At 38.2% G+C, this 17,757-nt stretch carries 21 protein-coding genes and 1 other RNA gene; 7 read left to right on the forward strand and 15 right to left on the reverse strand.

Translation table 11 applies throughout. The features are described from left to right. Positions 1–108 precede the first annotated feature (108 nt). The 3 genes from LEP1GSC199_RS02230 to ssrA form a co-directional block, all read right to left on the reverse strand. Complete coding sequence (locus LEP1GSC199_RS02230) at positions 109–516, reverse strand: hypothetical protein (protein WP_157356589.1); 408 nt, start codon at positions 514–516, stop codon at positions 109–111. Between the two features lie 83 nt (positions 517–599). After that, the gene (locus LEP1GSC199_RS02235; RefSeq protein WP_232420580.1) at positions 600–1,205 is read right to left on the reverse strand and encodes a hypothetical protein; all 606 of its coding nucleotides are present in this window, start codon (positions 1,203–1,205) and stop codon (positions 600–602) included. Positions 1,206–1,806: 601 nt separating this feature from the next. Beyond that, positions 1,807–2,156, reverse strand: a transfer-messenger RNA (tmRNA) gene (gene ssrA / locus LEP1GSC199_RS20655). A gap of 97 nt (positions 2,157–2,253) precedes the next feature. On the opposite strand from ssrA, the gene LEP1GSC199_RS02240 reads away from it, so the two are divergent. From LEP1GSC199_RS02240 to LEP1GSC199_RS21610, 4 genes are read left to right on the forward strand one after another with little or no spacing between them, the layout of a single operon-like run. Continuing rightward, complete coding sequence (locus tag LEP1GSC199_RS02240) at positions 2,254–3,390, forward strand: LIC13341 family surface-exposed protein (RefSeq protein WP_002977118.1); 1,137 nt, start codon at positions 2,254–2,256, stop codon at positions 3,388–3,390. Between the two features lie 6 nt (positions 3,391–3,396). Next, a complete protein-coding gene (locus LEP1GSC199_RS02245; protein WP_002977235.1) occupies positions 3,397–4,050 on the forward strand; it encodes an FFLEELY motif protein in 654 nt (217 codons plus the stop codon). Beyond that, complete coding sequence (locus tag LEP1GSC199_RS02250; RefSeq protein ID WP_002976802.1) at positions 4,047–4,784, forward strand: flagellar motor protein MotB; 738 nt, start codon at positions 4,047–4,049, stop codon at positions 4,782–4,784. Before LEP1GSC199_RS02245 ends, LEP1GSC199_RS02250 begins: the two co-directional genes overlap by 4 nt. A 23-nt stretch (positions 4,785–4,807) precedes the next feature. Further along, complete coding sequence (locus LEP1GSC199_RS21610; protein ID WP_002976919.1) at positions 4,808–5,437, forward strand: LA_2478/LA_2722/LA_4182 family protein; 630 nt, start codon at positions 4,808–4,810, stop codon at positions 5,435–5,437. Between the two features lie 62 nt (positions 5,438–5,499). Here LEP1GSC199_RS21610 and LEP1GSC199_RS02260 read toward each other — a convergent pair whose 3' ends face one another. The 4 genes from LEP1GSC199_RS02260 to LEP1GSC199_RS02275 form a co-directional block, all read right to left on the reverse strand. Continuing rightward, the gene (locus LEP1GSC199_RS02260) at positions 5,500–6,081 is read right to left on the reverse strand and encodes a DJ-1/PfpI family protein (protein WP_002976894.1); all 582 of its coding nucleotides are present in this window, start codon (positions 6,079–6,081) and stop codon (positions 5,500–5,502) included. A gap of 3 nt (positions 6,082–6,084) precedes the next feature. After that, the gene (locus LEP1GSC199_RS02265; RefSeq protein WP_002976986.1) at positions 6,085–6,555 is read right to left on the reverse strand and encodes a hypothetical protein; all 471 of its coding nucleotides are present in this window, start codon (positions 6,553–6,555) and stop codon (positions 6,085–6,087) included. A 292-nt stretch (positions 6,556–6,847) separates the two neighbouring features. Further along, a complete protein-coding gene (locus LEP1GSC199_RS02270) occupies positions 6,848–7,570 on the reverse strand; it encodes a YqjF family protein (RefSeq protein WP_002976829.1) in 723 nt (240 codons plus the stop codon). A gap of 16 nt (positions 7,571–7,586) precedes the next feature. Continuing rightward, positions 7,587–8,300: an MIP/aquaporin family protein gene (locus LEP1GSC199_RS02275; RefSeq protein ID WP_039925917.1), complete on the reverse strand. Its 714-nt coding sequence runs from the start codon at positions 8,298–8,300 to the stop codon at positions 7,587–7,589. A gap of 135 nt (positions 8,301–8,435) precedes the next feature. Here LEP1GSC199_RS02275 and LEP1GSC199_RS02280 point away from each other — a divergent pair, with 135 nt between their 5' ends. The 3 genes from LEP1GSC199_RS02280 to LEP1GSC199_RS02290 all read left to right on the forward strand — a co-directional run bounded on the left by LEP1GSC199_RS02280 (position 8,436) and on the right by LEP1GSC199_RS02290 (position 11,270). Continuing rightward, positions 8,436–9,728: a malic enzyme-like NAD(P)-binding protein gene (locus LEP1GSC199_RS02280; RefSeq protein ID WP_002977112.1), complete on the forward strand. Its 1,293-nt coding sequence runs from the start codon at positions 8,436–8,438 to the stop codon at positions 9,726–9,728. A 102-nt stretch (positions 9,729–9,830) separates the two neighbouring features. After that, positions 9,831–10,202, forward strand: coding sequence for a phasin-related domain-containing protein (locus tag LEP1GSC199_RS02285; protein WP_002972640.1), 372 nt, complete (start codon positions 9,831–9,833; stop codon positions 10,200–10,202). A gap of 231 nt (positions 10,203–10,433) precedes the next feature. Next, a complete protein-coding gene (locus LEP1GSC199_RS02290; RefSeq protein ID WP_002976843.1) occupies positions 10,434–11,270 on the forward strand; it encodes an LBF_0142 family lipoprotein in 837 nt (278 codons plus the stop codon). Positions 11,271–11,365: 95 nt separating this feature from the next. Here the strand turns inward: LEP1GSC199_RS02290 and LEP1GSC199_RS02295 are convergent, their stop codons facing one another. From LEP1GSC199_RS02295 to LEP1GSC199_RS02330, 8 genes are all read right to left on the reverse strand, one after another. After that, positions 11,366–11,962, reverse strand: a complete 597-nt coding sequence (locus tag LEP1GSC199_RS02295) for an energy transducer TonB (RefSeq protein ID WP_002977176.1) — start codon at positions 11,960–11,962, stop codon at positions 11,366–11,368. Position 11,963: 1 nt separating this feature from the next. Next, positions 11,964–12,386 carry an ExbD/TolR family protein gene (locus LEP1GSC199_RS02300; protein ID WP_002972391.1) on the reverse strand — a complete coding sequence of 141 codons (423 nt, stop codon included), beginning with the start codon at positions 12,384–12,386 and terminating at the stop codon, positions 11,964–11,966. A gap of 1 nt (position 12,387) precedes the next feature. After that, positions 12,388–12,807 carry an ExbD/TolR family protein gene (locus LEP1GSC199_RS02305; protein WP_002977138.1) on the reverse strand — a complete coding sequence of 140 codons (420 nt, stop codon included), beginning with the start codon at positions 12,805–12,807 and terminating at the stop codon, positions 12,388–12,390. Positions 12,808–12,827: 20 nt separating this feature from the next. Continuing rightward, positions 12,828–13,667, reverse strand: a complete 840-nt coding sequence (locus LEP1GSC199_RS02310; protein ID WP_002976946.1) for a MotA/TolQ/ExbB proton channel family protein — start codon at positions 13,665–13,667, stop codon at positions 12,828–12,830. A gap of 85 nt (positions 13,668–13,752) precedes the next feature. Continuing rightward, entirely contained in the window at positions 13,753–14,484 is a 732-nt protein-coding gene (locus LEP1GSC199_RS02315; RefSeq protein WP_232420612.1) for a cobalamin-binding protein, read from the reverse strand. A gap of 48 nt (positions 14,485–14,532) precedes the next feature. After that, complete coding sequence (locus LEP1GSC199_RS02320) at positions 14,533–15,228, reverse strand: potassium channel family protein (protein ID WP_002977185.1); 696 nt, start codon at positions 15,226–15,228, stop codon at positions 14,533–14,535. Positions 15,229–15,233: 5 nt separating this feature from the next. After that, the gene (locus LEP1GSC199_RS02325; protein ID WP_039925825.1) at positions 15,234–17,051 is read right to left on the reverse strand and encodes a TrkH family potassium uptake protein; all 1,818 of its coding nucleotides are present in this window, start codon (positions 17,049–17,051) and stop codon (positions 15,234–15,236) included. Further along, positions 17,048–17,740 (reverse strand): hypothetical protein, encoded by a 693-nt coding sequence (locus LEP1GSC199_RS02330; RefSeq protein WP_002976912.1) that lies wholly within the window; start codon positions 17,738–17,740, stop codon positions 17,048–17,050. Before LEP1GSC199_RS02330 ends, LEP1GSC199_RS02325 begins: the two co-directional genes overlap by 4 nt. Between the last annotated feature and the right edge of the window lie 17 nt (positions 17,741–17,757).

Below are 17,757 nucleotides of genomic sequence, written 5' to 3' on the forward strand. Positions count from 1 at the left end.
GGTGTTTTCGGATGATGCCTATCTTGTCATCCGCTTTGAACGTACGTCTTTCTCTTACTTGTTTTTCCATCTCTAATCTCCATTTTCGGCTTGGAGTATTAGCTTAATTTAGGTCAGCAAAATTGCGTTTTCATCTGAACTGGAATAATACATAATCCATCCTGTATATTTTTTAAGAGTTAAACTGTATTTTACCTCTGTGGAAGTATTATTTTGAATTACAATAAATTCGTAATTCCTATCGAATTTTGCATAACTAGGAATAATTCCTAAACTGAAAATCATAGGTAATTCAAGGTAAGCTTCATTTAAAACGTCTAGTCGGTCTGATTTTAAAATGATGACAGTATCATACTTGTCTTTCATAGCTAAATTTTCTTTGGCAATTTTTACACGATCCACAGTGTGTCCGCGTTTCTCCAACATATCAGCTAAATCCTCTAAGTACCCATCCGTTATAAAAAGAATATTTTTTTTCTTTAAAGGACTTTTGTTGTCAGGAGAAGAAAAATCCATTTGATTTTTATGGATAGAGTAACTATAAAACGAACTAACACAGTTGGTAGCGAAAAATAAAATAGAAATGATAACTAGATATCTCATTTGATATATTCTCCATAACTTTTTACAACATCTGGGTGATAAGAAATACGGTCTTGGATCGGAATTTCAAAATCACCATCAGAGAATATACTTACAAGTTGCATTCCTTGAGGAATTGGGCATCGGATGTACTCTTCACCTACCTTTCCGGGAGGGAGCCATTCACTTCCGCTTCCTGGTGATCTAGCATCGTTACCAGAATTCGTTCCGTCACAGGAAAAAACTACAAAATCTGAATTATTGTTTTTATAGAATCTTTCAAATCTCTCAGGCCTATCCTTTAATTTGGATTTGAGTTTAACCATAACTCCTGCTTTCCGATATAGGTGTTCAAAATCAATAAGATCAGGATTTTTATTATGAACATCCGCAATACCTTCTAGATTATTACCCTTCATATATTTAAAATTAAATTCATCATAAGAAGTTTTCATTAATTTTAAGATTCTATATTTTTTTGATTTGTTTTGGTATGAAAATTTTATCTTGAGATACTTATTAGTATTATCAAGCTCTTCTGTTTCGTTGATTTCATGAATTATGATTTTCCAATATTCATCTTCAAATGTTGGGTTTATTGGAACGTATGTTCTCCCATTCAAGTTCCACTGATAAAAGGTAGTTTTACAATTTACTATAGAGAATAGAAAAAACGCCAAAAAAAGTTTATACATTAATTAAACTTCCTATTACAATCGTTGTACGAATTTATTGGTTCTTTTTATTTTGCATCGAAGGTTCGTCAACTAACAAAATATGGGATTTTCAAAAAGACTTACAAAGTATTGCATTGGTTTGTTGCTTAATCTGTTTTTTTTGTTTGGCTGAAAGTAAGTTCTGCAGAAATCGGAACTATCCGACCCCTCTTCGTTAATTCTTAGTTAGTCGGTCTCCGGTGCCTTCCCATCCAGGTCAGGCAACCTCCGACCCGTCCTGCTCGAGGTCTCAGGCATCCTGCCTTCGACAGAAACAGCTTCACGCTCCCTATGGGTCGCTACTGTTTCTGACTCTCGCAGTCGTTCGACTCCCGTCGTAAATCATTTGTTATACGACAATAATAATAAAAAACCAATCAAACGATTATATACTTTAGCGTAGGTAAAATAGTGAGGGTGTTTGTTGCGAAAAGCACCCAAGGATGGGTGCGGGCGGGAGCTCTGGCCATGGATGGCCAGGCGAACGCGAGCAATGAATATCCGAACTTTGGAGACGCCGGGAGTCGAACCCGGGTCCTATCGTCCTCAAATGCAGCTTCTACACGTTTAGTTTGCAAATAAATTTCGGAAAGACTTACCCTACAAACGGGGGACTCATTCCTATCCTACTTAGAGTTCAATTCGGCCCGAAGCGGGCGACAGATCCGAAAGGTCCTTAGAGAGGTGTCGGTTTCTTGGCCACCTAAGGAAACAGCCATGGAAACCGTAGAGCTTAAAACTAAGCTGCTAGAGCAAATTCGTTATTTGCAGTTATTGTTTTGAAGGTTTTTAAGAGGACCCTCACCCCTACGTGCCACTGAACCCAAGCCAACAACAGTCGAAACCAATGTCGTCCCCAATTCTTACTACTTAGACGAGTATATCGGAAGAGTTAGGAAGGAAAAGCAAAAAAGGTTGAATTGGAGTTTTGGTGTGATGGAATGAAAGAATTCCTATGAATTTATCCCTTCGGTATCCATTTACAGCGACGTTCTTTCTATTTTTGGCCTTGTTTTGTTCTCAAAAGGAACTTCCTTCCGATGCAGAAATTCGGGAGGCGGTTTACGGAAAAGATGCCGGACAAGTGGTTCGGGTTTTAGGCCAAAAGCAGATCAATTTGGATGAAACTCCCGAAATGGAAACTTTAGTTTTGTTTCAGTCAGGGACAAGTGAGGTTCTTGCAGCTTTTCGCAAAGAAGGTTCGAGTTGGACCTTTCTTTGGAAATTGGAATATTTTTTACAAAACTTAGGGCCTATGTTTTATGATGCCAAACTAAAGTCCTGGGTTTCGGGATCAGCACCGGGAAAAGAAAAGGTTACTTTTGCCGGGGATTGTCTTCGTCGAATTGTTGTTGCGGAACTTCCTGGAGATAATTTTAATTCTGTATTTATTGAAGTGCTTGCCGAAGAACCACCGTTAGGTTTATTTTCTGTTCCTATGGGATATCGTAAAGGCAAAAAAATTTGGGATGGATTCCAACTCAAAGAACATGAAGAGTTAAAAAGAAGTAAACGTGTAGACTTTGAATACAGCGCCAAGGACAAATCCTTTCGTATATTTCCCACCAATCCAAATTTTTCCCAAGAATTTGTATTCAATGGTTGGGAGATGATTGCAAACCTTCCCATGCAACCAGTGCCTTCCTTTGTATCTCTAGAAGTGACTCCGAAATTTGAAATTGGTAAAGAATCCCAAGTGACTTTACAACTTAAGAATCGTGGAAACTATGTGAGTCTGGCATATCTATCTTTGTCTTTTCCTGAAGCCGGAAGTGTTCGGTTGCCAGGGGAGACTCAAGGAGTTCGTTTGTATAAAAAGGGAGACATTGTTTACAATATTGTCTCAAATAAAAAAATTCCGGCGGACTATCCTTTATTGGAAGTAACTAAAGAAGGATGGGCCAATAACTTTCGTTATGGGGTGAAGTTTTTTTATACCCCGAAAGAATCAGTGACTCCAAAAATTTTATTTCGATCTACTTATAAATTTTATCATGAGATAGTTTCTATTCCCAACCAATTTTCCATTGCTCCTTTTGAACGCGACCAACAAGGATTTCCATCCTATCTTTTGGGAGCACCGGCTAACTAAACTGAAATGAAACACCAACTGACGGAAGAAGTCACACTTGCTAGAAGGGAGATTGTGCGTGTCCAAGTGGATCGATTTCATCTTTATTATTATGATTTTTTTCATCGCAAAGAGACAATTGAGATGGCAAAGTTTTTTTTTGAAACTGTATACAATTTAGATGGGAAGGAAGAATGGGAGGAGTTGGCTTTTACTACTTACGATAAAGTCAAAAACATGATGAAGGAAGGCACTCGGGAAAGTGTCGAACGACTAATGGAACTCAATACCATTACCGATGAACTTGATATTCAAATGGCCAAACTTCTCCTTTCGAAAGGATGGCAATCGGGAAAAGAATTGGATCAAGAGGAATACTTTACACTTTTTTGCGAATTGGATGAAAGAGAGATTCGAAAAAAACAATTAGAAGTTGTACTCTTTAATCTTAAAAAATTCTATGAATTGGCGCACAAACCAGTGAGTGCTTATATTATCAAACCCGCGGCAATGATGTCTCGTTTACTTGGAGTGTATCCTTTGTTTAAAAAAGTGGAACAAGGATACTATGCCACATTACCTGTCGGCCAAGATTTATTTAACGAGTTCTATGCGAAAGTAAAGGAAAAGGAATGGGAGTTTTTATATAAAGCCTTCCCAACCCTCGAAGGGGAAACATGAGAAGACGTTCCAGGTTTGTATCTAAAGAAGAAGAACATATTGAGGCACATGATCGTTGGTTATTGACTTATGCCGATATGATCACATTGTTACTTGGACTTTTTATTATACTATATGCCATCAGTAAAGTTGACGCCAATCGCCTAACTGCAGTAGCCAAGGATATCAAACGAGGGTTTGGTTTGAACGTAAGCTCTGTGGGAGCCATTTTAGAAGGTGGTTCGGGAATTTTAGAAGACGATACGATGGAACCAAAATCACAAGTATTTCGGCTTTGGGAACGGATAGGTTTTGCGTTGAAAACACTTCGAGAAAAAGCAAAGTTAAAACTTGGCCTTGCAGAAACGGAAGAACTCAAACTGACTTTTGCTGGTTCTGATTTGGCCTCGGACGATATTTTGAAAGCAGATCCAGACCTTAAATTTGCATTTGAACAATTGGCAGTTTTATCCAAGGGAATGGATATAGACATTGTCGTTCGAGTGCAAATTCCTTATGAATCGCAAATTGATAAATCGAAATTTCAAAATTCATGGGATTACCATTCTCATAGGGCTTCTTTACTTGCTGAAAAATTAGTGAACGAATACGGCATTCCCAAAGAACAAGTTTCTGTTCAAGGTTATGCGGTCTTTCAAAAAGCGAAAGAATCAGACACACCAGAAAAAAAAGCCAAAGAAGAACGAATCGAAATTCTCATTCGTAAAAAAGATACATTAGAAAATCCAAAATAACAAAAGGAAAATGATATAAATTTATGAAATTTAAAAGTATAATTGAATTAATTTTTGAGAGAGATAAACGCAATACGCATATCGCGCATGGTTTGGGGAATAAACGTGAAGCGGTTAACGTGCGAGGTAGGTGGGAAATTAAAGTGAGCGCGGCGAATAAACGCAATACGTATATCCCCCCTGCAATTTCGTTTTTTAAACGAATTACGATTAAAATCCCGGCTTCCCACTTAACAGCGTTTACAGATTTGAAATTAGTGTTTCCGATATTTTTATCTTCACTCATATTAGTTTTTCTTATATCTTGTAAAAAAGATAAAGGCATTATGAATGTAGATTGGCAAAATGAATCTTTAAGTTTAACGGCTGAGATTTGCGCCAAGTATAGAGAGTGTGCTGACAAAGAATGGAAATCTATTCCTGAAAATCTAAAGAAATTTACGGAAGGAAGGTTGGAAGAAACCCAATGTCAAAAAAGGTTTCGTGAGAGCAATGCATACAAACTTTTGGGAGCCGATCCATTAGCGATTCAAACTGCTTATAAGGATTGTCACAAACAAATTTTGCAATTTAGCTGTAAGGACTTACAAGAAGGAAAGATTGAAACAGTTTCATCTTGTGAAGTGTTTCAGAAGATCCAGAACGGGAATTAGAGAATGAAGGTCAGGTGTAATCTCCTGACTTTTTTGCAAATGTCTGTTCTAAGAGTTTGCAGTCAAAAGCCCATTATTTCTTTTATATGATTTGAGTTTTCCTCAGTGGTTAACATTTTTAAAAGTAGTAACGCGACACCTATTGCCGTCGCCGGACTCCAACTAGTGATAATATTCTTATCTACAACTATGGGAGAATTTTGAACAATAGCACCTAGTTCTTCTAGTTGTTTTTGTCTGACACTTTTTTTATGATTGTAAGTCGTTGCTTTTCGTTCGTTCAAAACACCAGACTTTGCGATTGGTAAAGCTCCCACACAAATGGATGTTATGATTTTATCTTTTTGGTTAAACCGTCTTATCAATTCCAAAAATTCTGGATGGTACGCTTCTTCATAAAAACCATATTCTTCAAAACCACCTGGTATTGCTAAAGCTTCAAAGTCATTGATATCAATTTCATTAATTAAATAATCAACATAGAGTTTAACACCAAAAGATCCAGTGACTTCTTTGGTAAAACCGCATGTATAGAGTTTTGTTGTTTTGTCTCCATCGACTAGGTTCCAACCGATAACATCAATGAAGACACTAGCTTCAAAAGATTCGAAACCTTTTGCGAGTAGGAGTAGAACTTTTTTCATACTTTAATCATTTACTTTGATTTTACCAGAGGTGATGTTTAATGATTTAAAACTCACAATTTCAAATGGAGTTTGTCCATCAATGGTACCATCCACTTCGGCAATGAGAACAAGATGATTTGTTTCTCGAAGGTCTATCATCAAAATTCCTTCTATTTGATAATCATTTCCGATGGCTCCATCATCGACAATATAGGCAAAAGGAACAACTCCTTCGCGTAATTCTGGTGCAAATATCTCATCGTCTCCATGATCAATAATGTATTTACCGAGAACATTCTCTTCTTCAATGTCTCCAAACCGATCATAGAAATCGATTTTTTTGTTTTTACTCATATGAAACCAATCGAAAAGAAGGATGTTCTTATTCATTGTTTTCTGAGCTTCAAATGGTATGGATACATTTGCCGGTTTGCCAAAAATCTTTTTATGTTCCCCAATAACTTGATTAAATATAACTTCATATTGATTCATATGTTATCTCTATTTATGATTAGATTTTAATAATCTTTAATTTACATTGATTCAAGGTTTACTGTAACTTGAATCAATCGAACATCTGATGTTAATCATTAATTTTTTAAGATAAACCAGGTCAATATTTTTCTAATATTATACTTTTATTAATCAATAAGAATGAATTAGAAAATTTTGCGTTTGTTTGGAATTAATGGGAAAAACGGTAATGATAACTGTTATGAAGGGACTGGAAATTGAAAAGTTCGGAAATGTATGGTAATATTCTTTGAAAGAGAATAAACTACTTTTAGGAGTCCTTTTGCTGATTCCAAGCAATAACTTTAACTCCTGGTGAATAATGACTTAATGAAGGACTGTTGAAGTTCACATAACCACTAAATTTTTTGTAATTTATATCTAAGTTTTTCAACTCAATATGAAATAATTCCCAGGGTTTGTGATGTATTTCCAATGGATTCTGGTATACAGTTGAATTTTTATATAAACAATATCTTTCTGTTAACCACAAATCTATGTTTTGCGGATTGTCTATTTTATTTGCAATATTGAATTCAATATCTATTTTACTTCGTTTCCCTAATAGAGCGTATGAGTTAGAAGATCTTTTTATATTTGAATATTTATAGGGTAAACCAGAAAGAAGATTTGCCATGATTGTTGGAAGAATTTTTTGAGCTTCAATGCTCAAAAAAAATACACCCGGCTTATTCTTGTTTTTAACATATGTTCGTAAGTTAACTTCATGGAAATTTGAAAAATATTTTATCTGAAAAGTGTTTCTGATATGAATTTTGTTCATTGTGAAAGCAACTATAGAAATCCAATAAGATCCATTTATTTGGTCTAAGTCTAAATAGTGCGGAACTAAATTTCTTAATATAGTTTCTTCAATTTGATAATGTAAAAAAATAGCATCATTCCATTCTTGATACCAAAACCACTTATTGTTTGGCATTTTCCAGGGTCTGTGTTTGGTAAATGATATAATGTCATCAATTGTTTTATTCATGATATCGGCATTGCAGTTATACCAAATACTTTATCACAACCGCTGCGAGTCCTGCACCAGCTAACGGTATAAATACGGGAAGCCAAGCATATTTCCAATTCGAATTTCCTTTATTGGGAATGGGGATTAGGGAATGAATAATTCTTGGGCCAAGATCGCGTGCAGGGTTGATCGCATAACCTGTGGTCCCACCCATGGAAAGGCCAATGGCCCAAACAAGTAAACCTACGAAGCCGGCACCAACAATTCCTGAGGCTCCCCCGTTAAGTGGAGAGAAGATGGCATGAATTCCTAAAATAAGGAGAAAGGTTCCAAAACCTTCGCTAATCATATTCGAGACTGTGTCTTTGATGGCAGGTTCTGTAGAGAATACCGCTAGAATTTTTCCTGGATCTTTTGTTTCTTTCCAATGGGGTAAGTAGTGTAGGTAGACAAGGAAGGCTCCGAGAGCTCCACCTCCGATTTGTGCCAGGCTGTAAGGGATAAAATTGGAATAATCTCCCGATTGGATACAAACAGAGAGGGTCACAGCAGGATTTAAATGGGCTCCTGGACTACCCAAGGCCTTTGCTACCAAAACACCAAAACAAACCGCAAGCGCCCAAGCAGTTGTGATTGTGATCCAACCACCATCCTTAGCCTTCGATTTTTCTAATAAAACCCCGGCAACAACACCATCACCTAGTAGAATGAGAACTGCCGTTCCAAAAAATTCTCCAACAAGTTCCAAATGAACCCCCCTCTGGCTTTTCGTAAGGACTTTATCTAAAGGGACATAGAACCATTCGCAACCCTTTTTGGAACTGCTTTTCACCAATTTATTCTAGGATTTTCCATTGAATCATAAATCGTGGGAAAATAGACCATGAAAAATAGCGCGCTTGAGTATCACTCTAGGTTTCCGAAAGGAAAAACCAAAGTAGTTCCGACAAAACCAACGGAGAACAGTTATGACCTGTCCTTGGCCTACTCACCGGGTGTCGCTTACCCTTGCCTCGAAATCGAAAAAAAACCAGACCTCGTTTATGAATACACGAACCGAGGCAATTTAGTCGGAATCATCACCAATGGAACTGCTATTTTGGGTCTTGGTAATATTGGTGCTTCCGCCGGAAAACCAGTGATGGAAGGTAAAGCTGTTTTATTCAAAAAATTTGCCGGCATTGATGTGTTTGATATCGAAATCAATGAAATCGATCCTGAAAAATTCATCACGATTGTAAAGGCCCTCGAACCAACGTTTGGTGGTATTAACTTAGAAGACATCCGTGCTCCAGAATGTTTCCATATTGAAAAAACTTTAGATGAAAGTATGAAGATTCCTGTATTTCATGATGACCAACATGGAACAGCAATCATTTCTACTGCGGCACTTCTCAATTCTTTAGAGATCACTGGTAAAAAAGCTGGTAACTTAAAAGTGGTCATCAACGGAGCCGGAGCTGCGGCCATTTCCATTGCAGGTATGTTAACACATATTGGAGTCAAACATGAATCCATTTATATGTTGGATTCCCGTGGTGTGATCAATCACAAAAGAACGAATTTACATGAGTCCAAATTGCCATTTGTTCGCACAACTGACGCAGAAACTCTAGAAGATATTTTCCCTGGAACCGATCTTTTTATTGGAGTGTCTGTTGCCAATGTGGTGACAGAAGCCATGGTAAAAACGATGGCAGAAAAACCCATTATGTTCGCTCTTTCCAATCCAGATCCAGAGATTCCTTATCCAGATGCAAAACGAGCAAGGCCTGATCTCATTATGGCAACCGGTCGCAGTGATTATCCTAACCAAGTGAATAATGTCCTTGGATTTCCGTTTATCTTTCGCGGCGCACTTGATGTTCGTGCAAAAGTAGTGAATATGGAAATGAAGTTAGCGGCAGCTTATGCACTGAGTGAGCTCACAAAACTTCCTGTGCCTACACAAGTCACCGAAGCATACAATGAATTAGAAATTAGATTTGGGGCCGATTATATCATTCCAAAACCTTTAGATTCACGAGTCCTTTACCATGTAGCACCCGCAGTAGCAGAAGCTGCTGTGAAAACAGGAGTGAATCAGGTGGAGTACCCAGGTCGCGAGGCCTATGTGAAATTTTTGGAATCGATCATGGCCCAACAAAAAGAACCAATCAGCGTTTTAGAAATCTAAAAAAAATCGGTTTTCCCCTAGAAAAAGTACTTGTCTAAATTTGTGCAATGCACATAACTGAGTTGTGCATTGCACAAATAGGTGAAAACCAGGAGCTAAATTATGGAAAAACAAATCATGGACATTCTCAACGCAGGTATCGGACTTTTCCAATCAGGAAAAGAAGGTCTTGGGAAAGCAAAAACTCAGTTGGAAACAACTTATAATGAATTAGTATCAAAAGGTGCTTTGGATAACACGGAAGATTCTGTAAAGATTCGCCAATCCGTTGACAAAATCCTAACAGACATTAAAGAATTCTCTAGTGTTGCAGGAAAAAACTACGATGAAACTCGTTCTAAAATCGTAGAAAACTACAACAAAATTGCAGAAGAAATCAAAGCAAAAATGCCTGAAGGAAAAATTGAATCCGTAAAAGCAAAAATCAACGAAGTTGCGGAATCTATCAAAAAAACAGGTGCTGCAAAAGCATAAGTTACACTCAATAGAAGAAGGGGTCGGGTTTTCCGACCTTTTTCTTTTTTCTCTCCCTTCTTCCAAACTCTAACTTTTATTTCTTTTTAAACCTCACTTCCCAACATATCAGATCATTTTAACTCACTTCACGCCCATCTAATGACCCTTTTGATAGATGATTGTTTGTAAACATTCGTTTGTTATAGTTTCCAATTGACAGACCTTTATTTTTGATCCATTCTGGAATCAATGTTTCGTTCCATTGCCTTAATCATTTGTATTTCTTTTTATTTTATCTCTTGTTCTCTTGCTGACCTACGTCCCCCCACCTTACAAAAAGAAGGTCTAAATCCTGATTTAAAAAAGAAAGGATTGTCAGTCATCACAAACCCTCCCGTGAAAGAACTAACCCCTGGCAATTGGAAAGATTACAAACATATCCAGTTTGTGATCAAAGATGTTTGGCATTCGAAGTTTGTTCGTTTTTTTACTCCTATAAGAGAATCCGAACAACGACTCCGCGTGTATTTGGATTTTGAAAAAGATGCGATGGAGGTAGAATTTCTCGGCGGTGAAAAAAAAGGCCTTATCCTCGGCCTTGTCAAAAAAGATGCCTACCAAATTGCCGCTGATACCGGAAAGGTTTTTACCGGTGATGATGAAGTCCGCATTTATTTAGAATCTCTCCGGCTGTACCTAACACTACCATGGCGACTGACCGAGTATCCGATCATTCAATATGCGGGCCCGATCCAAAAATTAGGCCAAGACTTTGAAGTAGTGTATTTTACCTCAGTCCAAGCCAATGCCACTCCTGATACGGACCAGTATGTTGGTTATTTTGAAAAAACAAGTGGCGCTTTGGAATGGATGGAGTTTACCTACCGTGAACTCTTTAGTTTTTACAAAGGTGTTTTGAAGTATGGGTATTATGAATCTTGGAATGAGAAACAATACCCAAGAAGGATAACAATTTTAGATCGTTTTGAAGATCCTGATTTTGTTCACGAAATTCGCATCGAAAAAATAGAAATCCCGAAACAACCCATGGAAGAAGAGGATAAAGTTTTGGAGTTAGGCGAGTAGCGAAAGGGATCGTAGCGGAAAGCCCGGTCCACCACTTTTCCAGTGGTGGATTCGCCCCAAAAAACAAAAAAGATTTTTAGTGAGATTGGAACTATCTAATTCAATGTAAATCGAATGGGGACAAGAACTTTTACCGTGATGGCTTTTCCTTCTAAGATAGAAGGAGAAAAACGTTTTCTACGATAAACTTTGATGGCTTCTTCTTCGAGTCCACCACCTAACTGCTTTCCTACGGATCTCACTCGTAATACTTCTCCCGTATTTCCGATGATGACTTCTAAAGTCATGGTTCCTGTTAAACCGAGTGCTTTTGCTTCGGAAGTATATTCAGGTCGGGCATTGGGAGATAAATCTACGGGTGAGGTTGCGCCAGATACAATGGGGTCAGAAGCACCAGCAATTCTTGGGTCTTCTTTTTTCTCTTCTTTTTCTTTGTCTGTAAGATCAAAGTCTCCATCGGTTGGTTTGGAATCAGTGGATGGTTCTTGGATTTGGACATTGTCAATGAATGCCACTTCTTCCACAAGACTATCCAAACTGTCCGTTTCCAAATGAGGAGTGAACCAAAAAAGAATGATGATGGCTTGTAAAAAGGCGGAAATGGCAAGACCAGTTTCGATTCGGTATCGATCGATAAATCGATGGATCCTTTCTCGTTTGGATCTTTTTGGTGTAACAATTGTTCCGTTCACTTTACTTCCCTTTTAACCCGCCACCTTGGGTGGTCTTGGTAACGAGGGAGACCTTTAAGGCCCCAATCTCTCGGAGGGTTTCGAATACACTATCTAACTCTTCATAAGTCAAATCTTGGTCCGCATGAATCAAAACTTTCAAGTCCGGTGTGGTAGAAAGTTTGGCACGGATTTCACTCATTGCTTCGTTGAGTTCCATTTTGACTGAGTTGAAATAGACAGTTCTCTTTTCATCAGCAGTTAAGTAAAGATTGGCGATCTTTTTGTTTAACTGTTCTCCACCAGGAACATCTGGTAGATTGATGGGAAGGTCTGGATCCGAATCCAATACGGAGGTTACCATAAAGAACACGAGGAGTAAGAAGGCAATGTCTGCCATCGAACTTACGGGAACTGAAGGTGCGACTCTCTTTCTTCGTAACATATTATTTCTTCTTTCTCACTGAGATTTTTTCAAATCCACGTAGTTGGATTGCTGATAATGCATCCAACATCTTTGCATATTTGGTATCACCGGTTGTAACAATGAGTGCTAGTTTGTTTTTAAGATCCGGGATTTCCATTTGGTTTAGGTCATCACGAAATTCTTGCAAATTAGTGTATTCTTTGGTTCCGAAAGCCGGATTACGCATTTTGTATCTGTCTTGAGTTACCAAAATTTCATATACATTCTTTCGTAAAAAAGGCTGAGGTTCGGATTGTTTGCGAGGAAGAGAAATGTTAAGTCCTTCCTTTACAAAGAATACGGCAGTCACCATAAAAAATACCAAGAGTAGAAAAGCAATATCCGACATGGATGCTGCCGATATCTCCTCTAGTTCTTGTTTTTTCTTTAACTTAATCATGGTTCGTTACTTTCCGTTACTTACGCTTTTCTACCGGCTTTGAGTTTTAAATATTCTTTGTAAATTTTGTTAGCGGCTTCTTCTACTTCAGATGTAAAAAATCCCACTCGGCCTTGTAAGTATTGGTAGAATGTCATTGCAGGAATCGCAACGATAAGACCTGCCGCTGTTGTAATAAGTGCTTCTTTAATACCACCAGCAACCACTTTTGCGTTTACTTGGTCAGCGTTTGCAATCGCATCAAAAGCGTTGATCATACCAGATACAGTTCCTAAGAATCCAACGAGTGGTGCAATGGTGGAAACAGCAGAAAGAACAGTGAGTCCTTTTTCTAGAAGTGTCATCACTTCACCAGCTTCTCTTTCAATACCAGAAGCAAAAATTTCTGGATCGTTTTGAGAAATTTCCATACCATTTTTTAAAATGTCAGTAATTCGTTGGCCTTCGTTTGCTTTTAAGAATTCATCAACACCATTCATACCGGATGCATCAATCGCATCTTGTAAGTCTTGGTTGTATCCTTTTCTTACGAGTTTTGCTGTGAAGAAAAAGTAGATTCTTTCAAGAATCACACCAAATCCAATAATCGAAGAAAGTAGGAGTGGCCACATAGACCATCCACCAGTTACAAATAACTTAACGAGTCCAATTTCGGATTCTTGTTGTGGTGCTTCGGCAGGTGCTTCCGCAACAGGAGTTGGAGTCTCTGCTGGAGTTTCCGTAGTTTGTGTGGTTTCAGTCGTTGGGGCAGCAGGTGCAGTTTGTGCTTCGAGTTTTCCTGCAAGAGTAAAGATTGTGATGAGTGCGATCACAAAAGACAAAGTGACTTTCGTTTTTGTCTGGTTACATGAGAATTTCATGAATGTCTCCATATCTAATTGATATGTTTCAAATTTAGATGATCCTTGTTACAAATAGATTACAGAAGGATGACAAAGAGGGAATTTAGAATGAGGAGAAGATCTCTTTTAATTTAGGAATCCCTTCTAGGAAAAGTGCCGGGCCTGGTTGTAAAATGATGCTTGGGTCCATTTCAAAAATTTTGTTCTTTTGTATGGCAGTTGTGTTTTGCCATTCCGGATGATTTCGCACCCAGTCCCAGTCCATGGCTTTCCCACACCAAGAACCCACGTAAATATCTGGATTCGCCTCTTTCACATCTTCAGCCGTGATGATTCGGTCTTTGGCCAGTTTTTTATCTTTTAAGTGCGAAAAGCAGTCCTCTCCACCAGCAAGTTCTATGGCTTCGCTGACCCATTGGATTCCCGTGATGATGGGTTCATCCCATTCTTGGAAAAAAACTTTGGGTTTGTCGGTTTGGTTTTCTGCTTCGAGTTTCCAGCTTGAGATACTCTTTTGCCATCCATCGATCAGGTTTTTGGCTTTTTCTGCCTGACCGACAAGGTTTCCGAGCATTTGCATATTGGCGAGGATCTCTGGTATGGATCTTTGGTTGAAGATGAGAACATTTAACCCGCGTTCAATGAGGTCTTTGGCAAGTTGGGATTGGATATCGGAAAAACCAATGACGAGGTCTGGTTCGAGGGCTGTAATCTTTTTTAGGTTCCCGCTGATAAAGGCAGAAACTTTTGTTTTTTCTTCCTTCGCTTGTGGAGGCCTTTCGGTATAAACAGAAATTCCTACAATCCGTTTTTCCTCACCGAGCAGATAGAGCATCTCGGTAGGTTCTTCTGTGAGGCAGATGATTCTTTCTGGGCCCAAAGTTTATGTTTCCAAAAATCGAGTGAGGTCTGTTTGTGAGCCGAACAATACAACCACATCGTCTTCGCGTAGCAAAGTGTTCCCATGTGGGATTCCTAAAATCTTTTCACCTTTAGAATCAGAAGCTCTTTTCGCTTCTTTGTTTGTAAAGGGGCGTTTGATGGTGATTACATTGATATTGTATTTATGACGTAAATCGGCTTCTGCAATCGTTTTGTTGATATACCGTTTGGGAACTGTGACTTCCACCACACTATAATCATCAGAAAGTAAAAAACTAGAACGCATACCTGAGAAGGATAAGGTTTCTGCCATACTTCTTGCGGCCCTTTCTTCTGGATTAAAAAGATCTTTGATTCCGAGTAGCTCTAAAACCTTCATTTGTAATGGAGTTTGGTAACGAGCGTAAATGGTTTTGACACCACATTTTTTCAAACTATCGGCACAGATAATGGATGTTTCAAAATCATCAGCAAGGGCTATCACTGCATAATCCACATCAGCAATTCCTTGCGATCTTAATGCATGTTCGTCGGTGGCGTCTAAAGCAACCGCCACTGTTACATAATCTTTAATCGAATCGATAATCACAGGATCTTTATCAATCGCAATGACTTCATGTCCATCATCAAATAGATATTGAACAAACAACTTTCCAAAACTTCCAATTCCGATGACTGCTATTTTTTTTCTTTGCATAACGATTAACCTACAACCACATATTCTTTTGGATATTCGTAAGAGATATGATCTACTTTTTTAGAAAGTGCGACAAGTAACGTTAAAATTCCTACCCTGCCCACAAACATGACAATACAAATAATGATTTTACCGTAATCACTTAAATGAGGGGTGAGGCTTCTAGTCAAACCAACCGTTCCAAATGCGGAAACCACTTCATAACACAAATCGATAAAGTTTGCATTTTCGGTGAGTAACAAACAAAAGATGGCAGAAAATATTACGAATAAGGAAAGCACAATGGTCGCACTCGCTCTTGCAATAGAGGAATTAGCGATGGTTCGGTGGTCAATTTCCATCCTTTCTTTTCCGCGAATTTGGTTGGTGATATTGAGCAGTGATATAGCAAAGGTAGTGGTTTTAATTCCTCCACCGGTGGAAACAGGGGAAGCTCCCACCCACATTAAAAAGAAGGAAATAAAGGTGATCGGGAATCCCATTTGGTTTAAATCTAAGGTATTAAACCCAGCAGTCCTTGTAGTTACGGAATAAAATAAAGAATGAAAGATTTGTTCTGTGGTGGTTAGGCCTTTTAAACTAGAGTTTCCTTCTAAAAAATAATAGGAAACCCAACCAAATAACAGAAGAAAGCCGGTTGTCCAGAATACTAATTTGGATGTGACGGACCATCGGAATTTATAATCAAAAGGATTGGAAAGCCGCCTTCGAATTTGAAATAAAACGGGAAATCCGAGTCCTCCGAGGACAATGAGAAACATAATCACTGATAAAAAACCTTCGGAATGTTTGAAGGCTTCTGTTGCCAGTCCATTCGGTAACAAACTAAAACCAGCATTACAGAAAGCAGAAATAGAATGAAAGATGGAATAGTAGATTTTTTCTGACAAGGCAATTGGGAAGTTGTCAGGAAAACTATAAAACAACAACACAGCACCTAATAGTTCAATCACTAATGTTTGGAGAGTAATTTGTTTTAAAATTTCTTTGGCTCGCCCCATAGTTTCTTCGGAGAGAAGGTCTTTGATCATCATCGTATCACTCACAGAAACTTTGCCCGCAAGGAAGATGGAAAAAAAACTAGTTAGGGTCATAAGTCCGAGTCCCCCCACTTGGATGAGAAGTAAAACCATAAGTTGACCTGTTAGGGTAAACTGGTTTGTCAGATCTACAGTGGAAAGACCTGTTACACAAGTGGCGCTTATAGTTGTAAAGATGATGTCAATGGACTTAACGGTTCCGTTAGTAGACTTTGGAAGATGTAAAAAACAAACTCCTAGTAAAATGATGAATGCAAAAGAAGATACAAATACAATCGAAGGGTTTAATTTTTTAGAATCATGATTTCTGGACAGACGAAAAAAATGCGCCAAATTGGAAAAAAGAAATAGAACTTGGTTGGCGGATAAAAAGATGAGAGTGGTGTCTTCTCCTGAAATATGGTAGGATTTTAGGATCGAAATTATATTCTTTTCATAAATGAATTCCAAACCTAACATCGATATAATGATAAGCTCTATTTTATGAAGAGATACATACTCCCTCCATCTTTTGTTTGTGAAAACCAAATGAATGGATTCATACAGAATAAAAAATGTAACAAGAGAACGAATCGAAATAGTTACATAAGGTTTCCATTCTTCTGGATAATAAAATCCAAAATCTAAAATCAAAATGGCGACCGATAAAAATCCGAATAGAATATAAAACGCCCTTCCTATAAAACGGAAGTGTTCCATATAGAACTTTCGCATTTCGAATCGTTGTACTTGTAGGTAAAGGAAAATGTGATGGAGAAAAACGAAAAATCGTTTGAACTTCAAGGGTAAACTTCGGCTACTTGTTTTTTCTTTTCCCGGTGTTCTTCCAATCTTTGTCTATCCAAATAGACATTGGTTCCAGAAAGTCCAGTGGTTCCGGTAATCATAATTCCACTCGCTAAAGCAGATTTTTGCATTGCAATGGGTAGGAGTGCCACTCCACCTGCAGAAGCCAGGATGGCAAAGGGCAAAGTCAAAAAGAAAATAATATAAGCCCTTCTGAATTTAGTTTCTTCGTAAACTGCATCTTCATCAAATTCTTCTTTTTGTTTTTTCTTTAACTCTTGTTTGACTCTACTTTTCTGCAATTGGTTTTGCAGAGCCTGCTCATTGATTTCACCAGTGAGTGGATTGATGGGTAAATTTTGGGAACCCGTTAAACTATAAGGATTGGTTGCGTTTTGACTTGAGTTGGATGTGGTTCTGGAATTGAGTAAGGAACCTGCACCCGGGATGGAGTCAATTCCGCTGTATTGGGTTTTTGCATTTTTGGGTGTCGCAAGGGCCGGGGTTTCAAACTTGGGCGGGAGTGTCACATCCTGCAAAACATTGGATTCTGGATCCGACTTCGGAAGATTTCTCAGATCGTAGTTATTTGTGTCATAAAATCCCTCTTTGGTTTGCCCAAGTAGTGGCCCCATAGTTAAGGAGATCACAATCATCGGCACAAATATTTGGGAAAAAATCCGCATACATTCCAGTTTACCTA

The organism is Leptospira vanthielii serovar Holland str. Waz Holland = ATCC 700522 (assembly GCF_000332455.1).
Lineage (GTDB): Bacteria > Spirochaetota > Leptospiria > Leptospirales > Leptospiraceae > Leptospira_A > Leptospira_A vanthielii.

What these genes read in the sequence shown, in the direction of transcription:
- LEP1GSC199_RS02230 (WP_157356589.1), bottom strand. Translation starts at nt 516, where the DNA reads ATGGATTTTTCTTCTCCTGACAACAAAAGTCCTTTAAAGAAAAAAAAT.
- LEP1GSC199_RS02240 (WP_002977118.1), top strand. Translation starts at nt 2,254, where the DNA reads ATGAATTTATCCCTTCGGTATCCATTTACAGCGACGTTCTTTCTATTT.
- LEP1GSC199_RS02245 (WP_002977235.1), top strand. Translation starts at nt 3,397, where the DNA reads ATGAAACACCAACTGACGGAAGAAGTCACACTTGCTAGAAGGGAGATT.
- LEP1GSC199_RS02250 (WP_002976802.1), top strand. Translation starts at nt 4,047, where the DNA reads ATGAGAAGACGTTCCAGGTTTGTATCTAAAGAAGAAGAACATATTGAG.
- LEP1GSC199_RS21610 (WP_002976919.1), top strand. Translation starts at nt 4,808, where the DNA reads ATGAAATTTAAAAGTATAATTGAATTAATTTTTGAGAGAGATAAACGC.
- LEP1GSC199_RS02260 (WP_002976894.1), bottom strand. Translation starts at nt 6,081, where the DNA reads ATGAAAAAAGTTCTACTCCTACTCGCAAAAGGTTTCGAATCTTTTGAA.
- LEP1GSC199_RS02265 (WP_002976986.1), bottom strand. Translation starts at nt 6,555, where the DNA reads ATGAATCAATATGAAGTTATATTTAATCAAGTTATTGGGGAACATAAA.
- LEP1GSC199_RS02270 (WP_002976829.1), bottom strand. Translation starts at nt 7,570, where the DNA reads ATGAATAAAACAATTGATGACATTATATCATTTACCAAACACAGACCC.
- LEP1GSC199_RS02280 (WP_002977112.1), top strand. Translation starts at nt 8,436, where the DNA reads ATGAAAAATAGCGCGCTTGAGTATCACTCTAGGTTTCCGAAAGGAAAA.
- LEP1GSC199_RS02285 (WP_002972640.1), top strand. Translation starts at nt 9,831, where the DNA reads ATGGAAAAACAAATCATGGACATTCTCAACGCAGGTATCGGACTTTTC.
- LEP1GSC199_RS02290 (WP_002976843.1), top strand. Translation starts at nt 10,434, where the DNA reads ATGTTTCGTTCCATTGCCTTAATCATTTGTATTTCTTTTTATTTTATC.
- LEP1GSC199_RS02300 (WP_002972391.1), bottom strand. Translation starts at nt 12,386, where the DNA reads ATGTTACGAAGAAAGAGAGTCGCACCTTCAGTTCCCGTAAGTTCGATG.
- LEP1GSC199_RS02305 (WP_002977138.1), bottom strand. Translation starts at nt 12,807, where the DNA reads ATGATTAAGTTAAAGAAAAAACAAGAACTAGAGGAGATATCGGCAGCA.
- LEP1GSC199_RS02310 (WP_002976946.1), bottom strand. Translation starts at nt 13,667, where the DNA reads ATGAAATTCTCATGTAACCAGACAAAAACGAAAGTCACTTTGTCTTTT.
- LEP1GSC199_RS02315 (WP_232420612.1), bottom strand. Translation starts at nt 14,484, where the DNA reads ATGCTCTATCTGCTCGGTGAGGAAAAACGGATTGTAGGAATTTCTGTT.
- LEP1GSC199_RS02320 (WP_002977185.1), bottom strand. Translation starts at nt 15,228, where the DNA reads ATGCAAAGAAAAAAAATAGCAGTCATCGGAATTGGAAGTTTTGGAAAG.
- LEP1GSC199_RS02330 (WP_002976912.1), bottom strand. Translation starts at nt 17,740, where the DNA reads ATGCGGATTTTTTCCCAAATATTTGTGCCGATGATTGTGATCTCCTTA.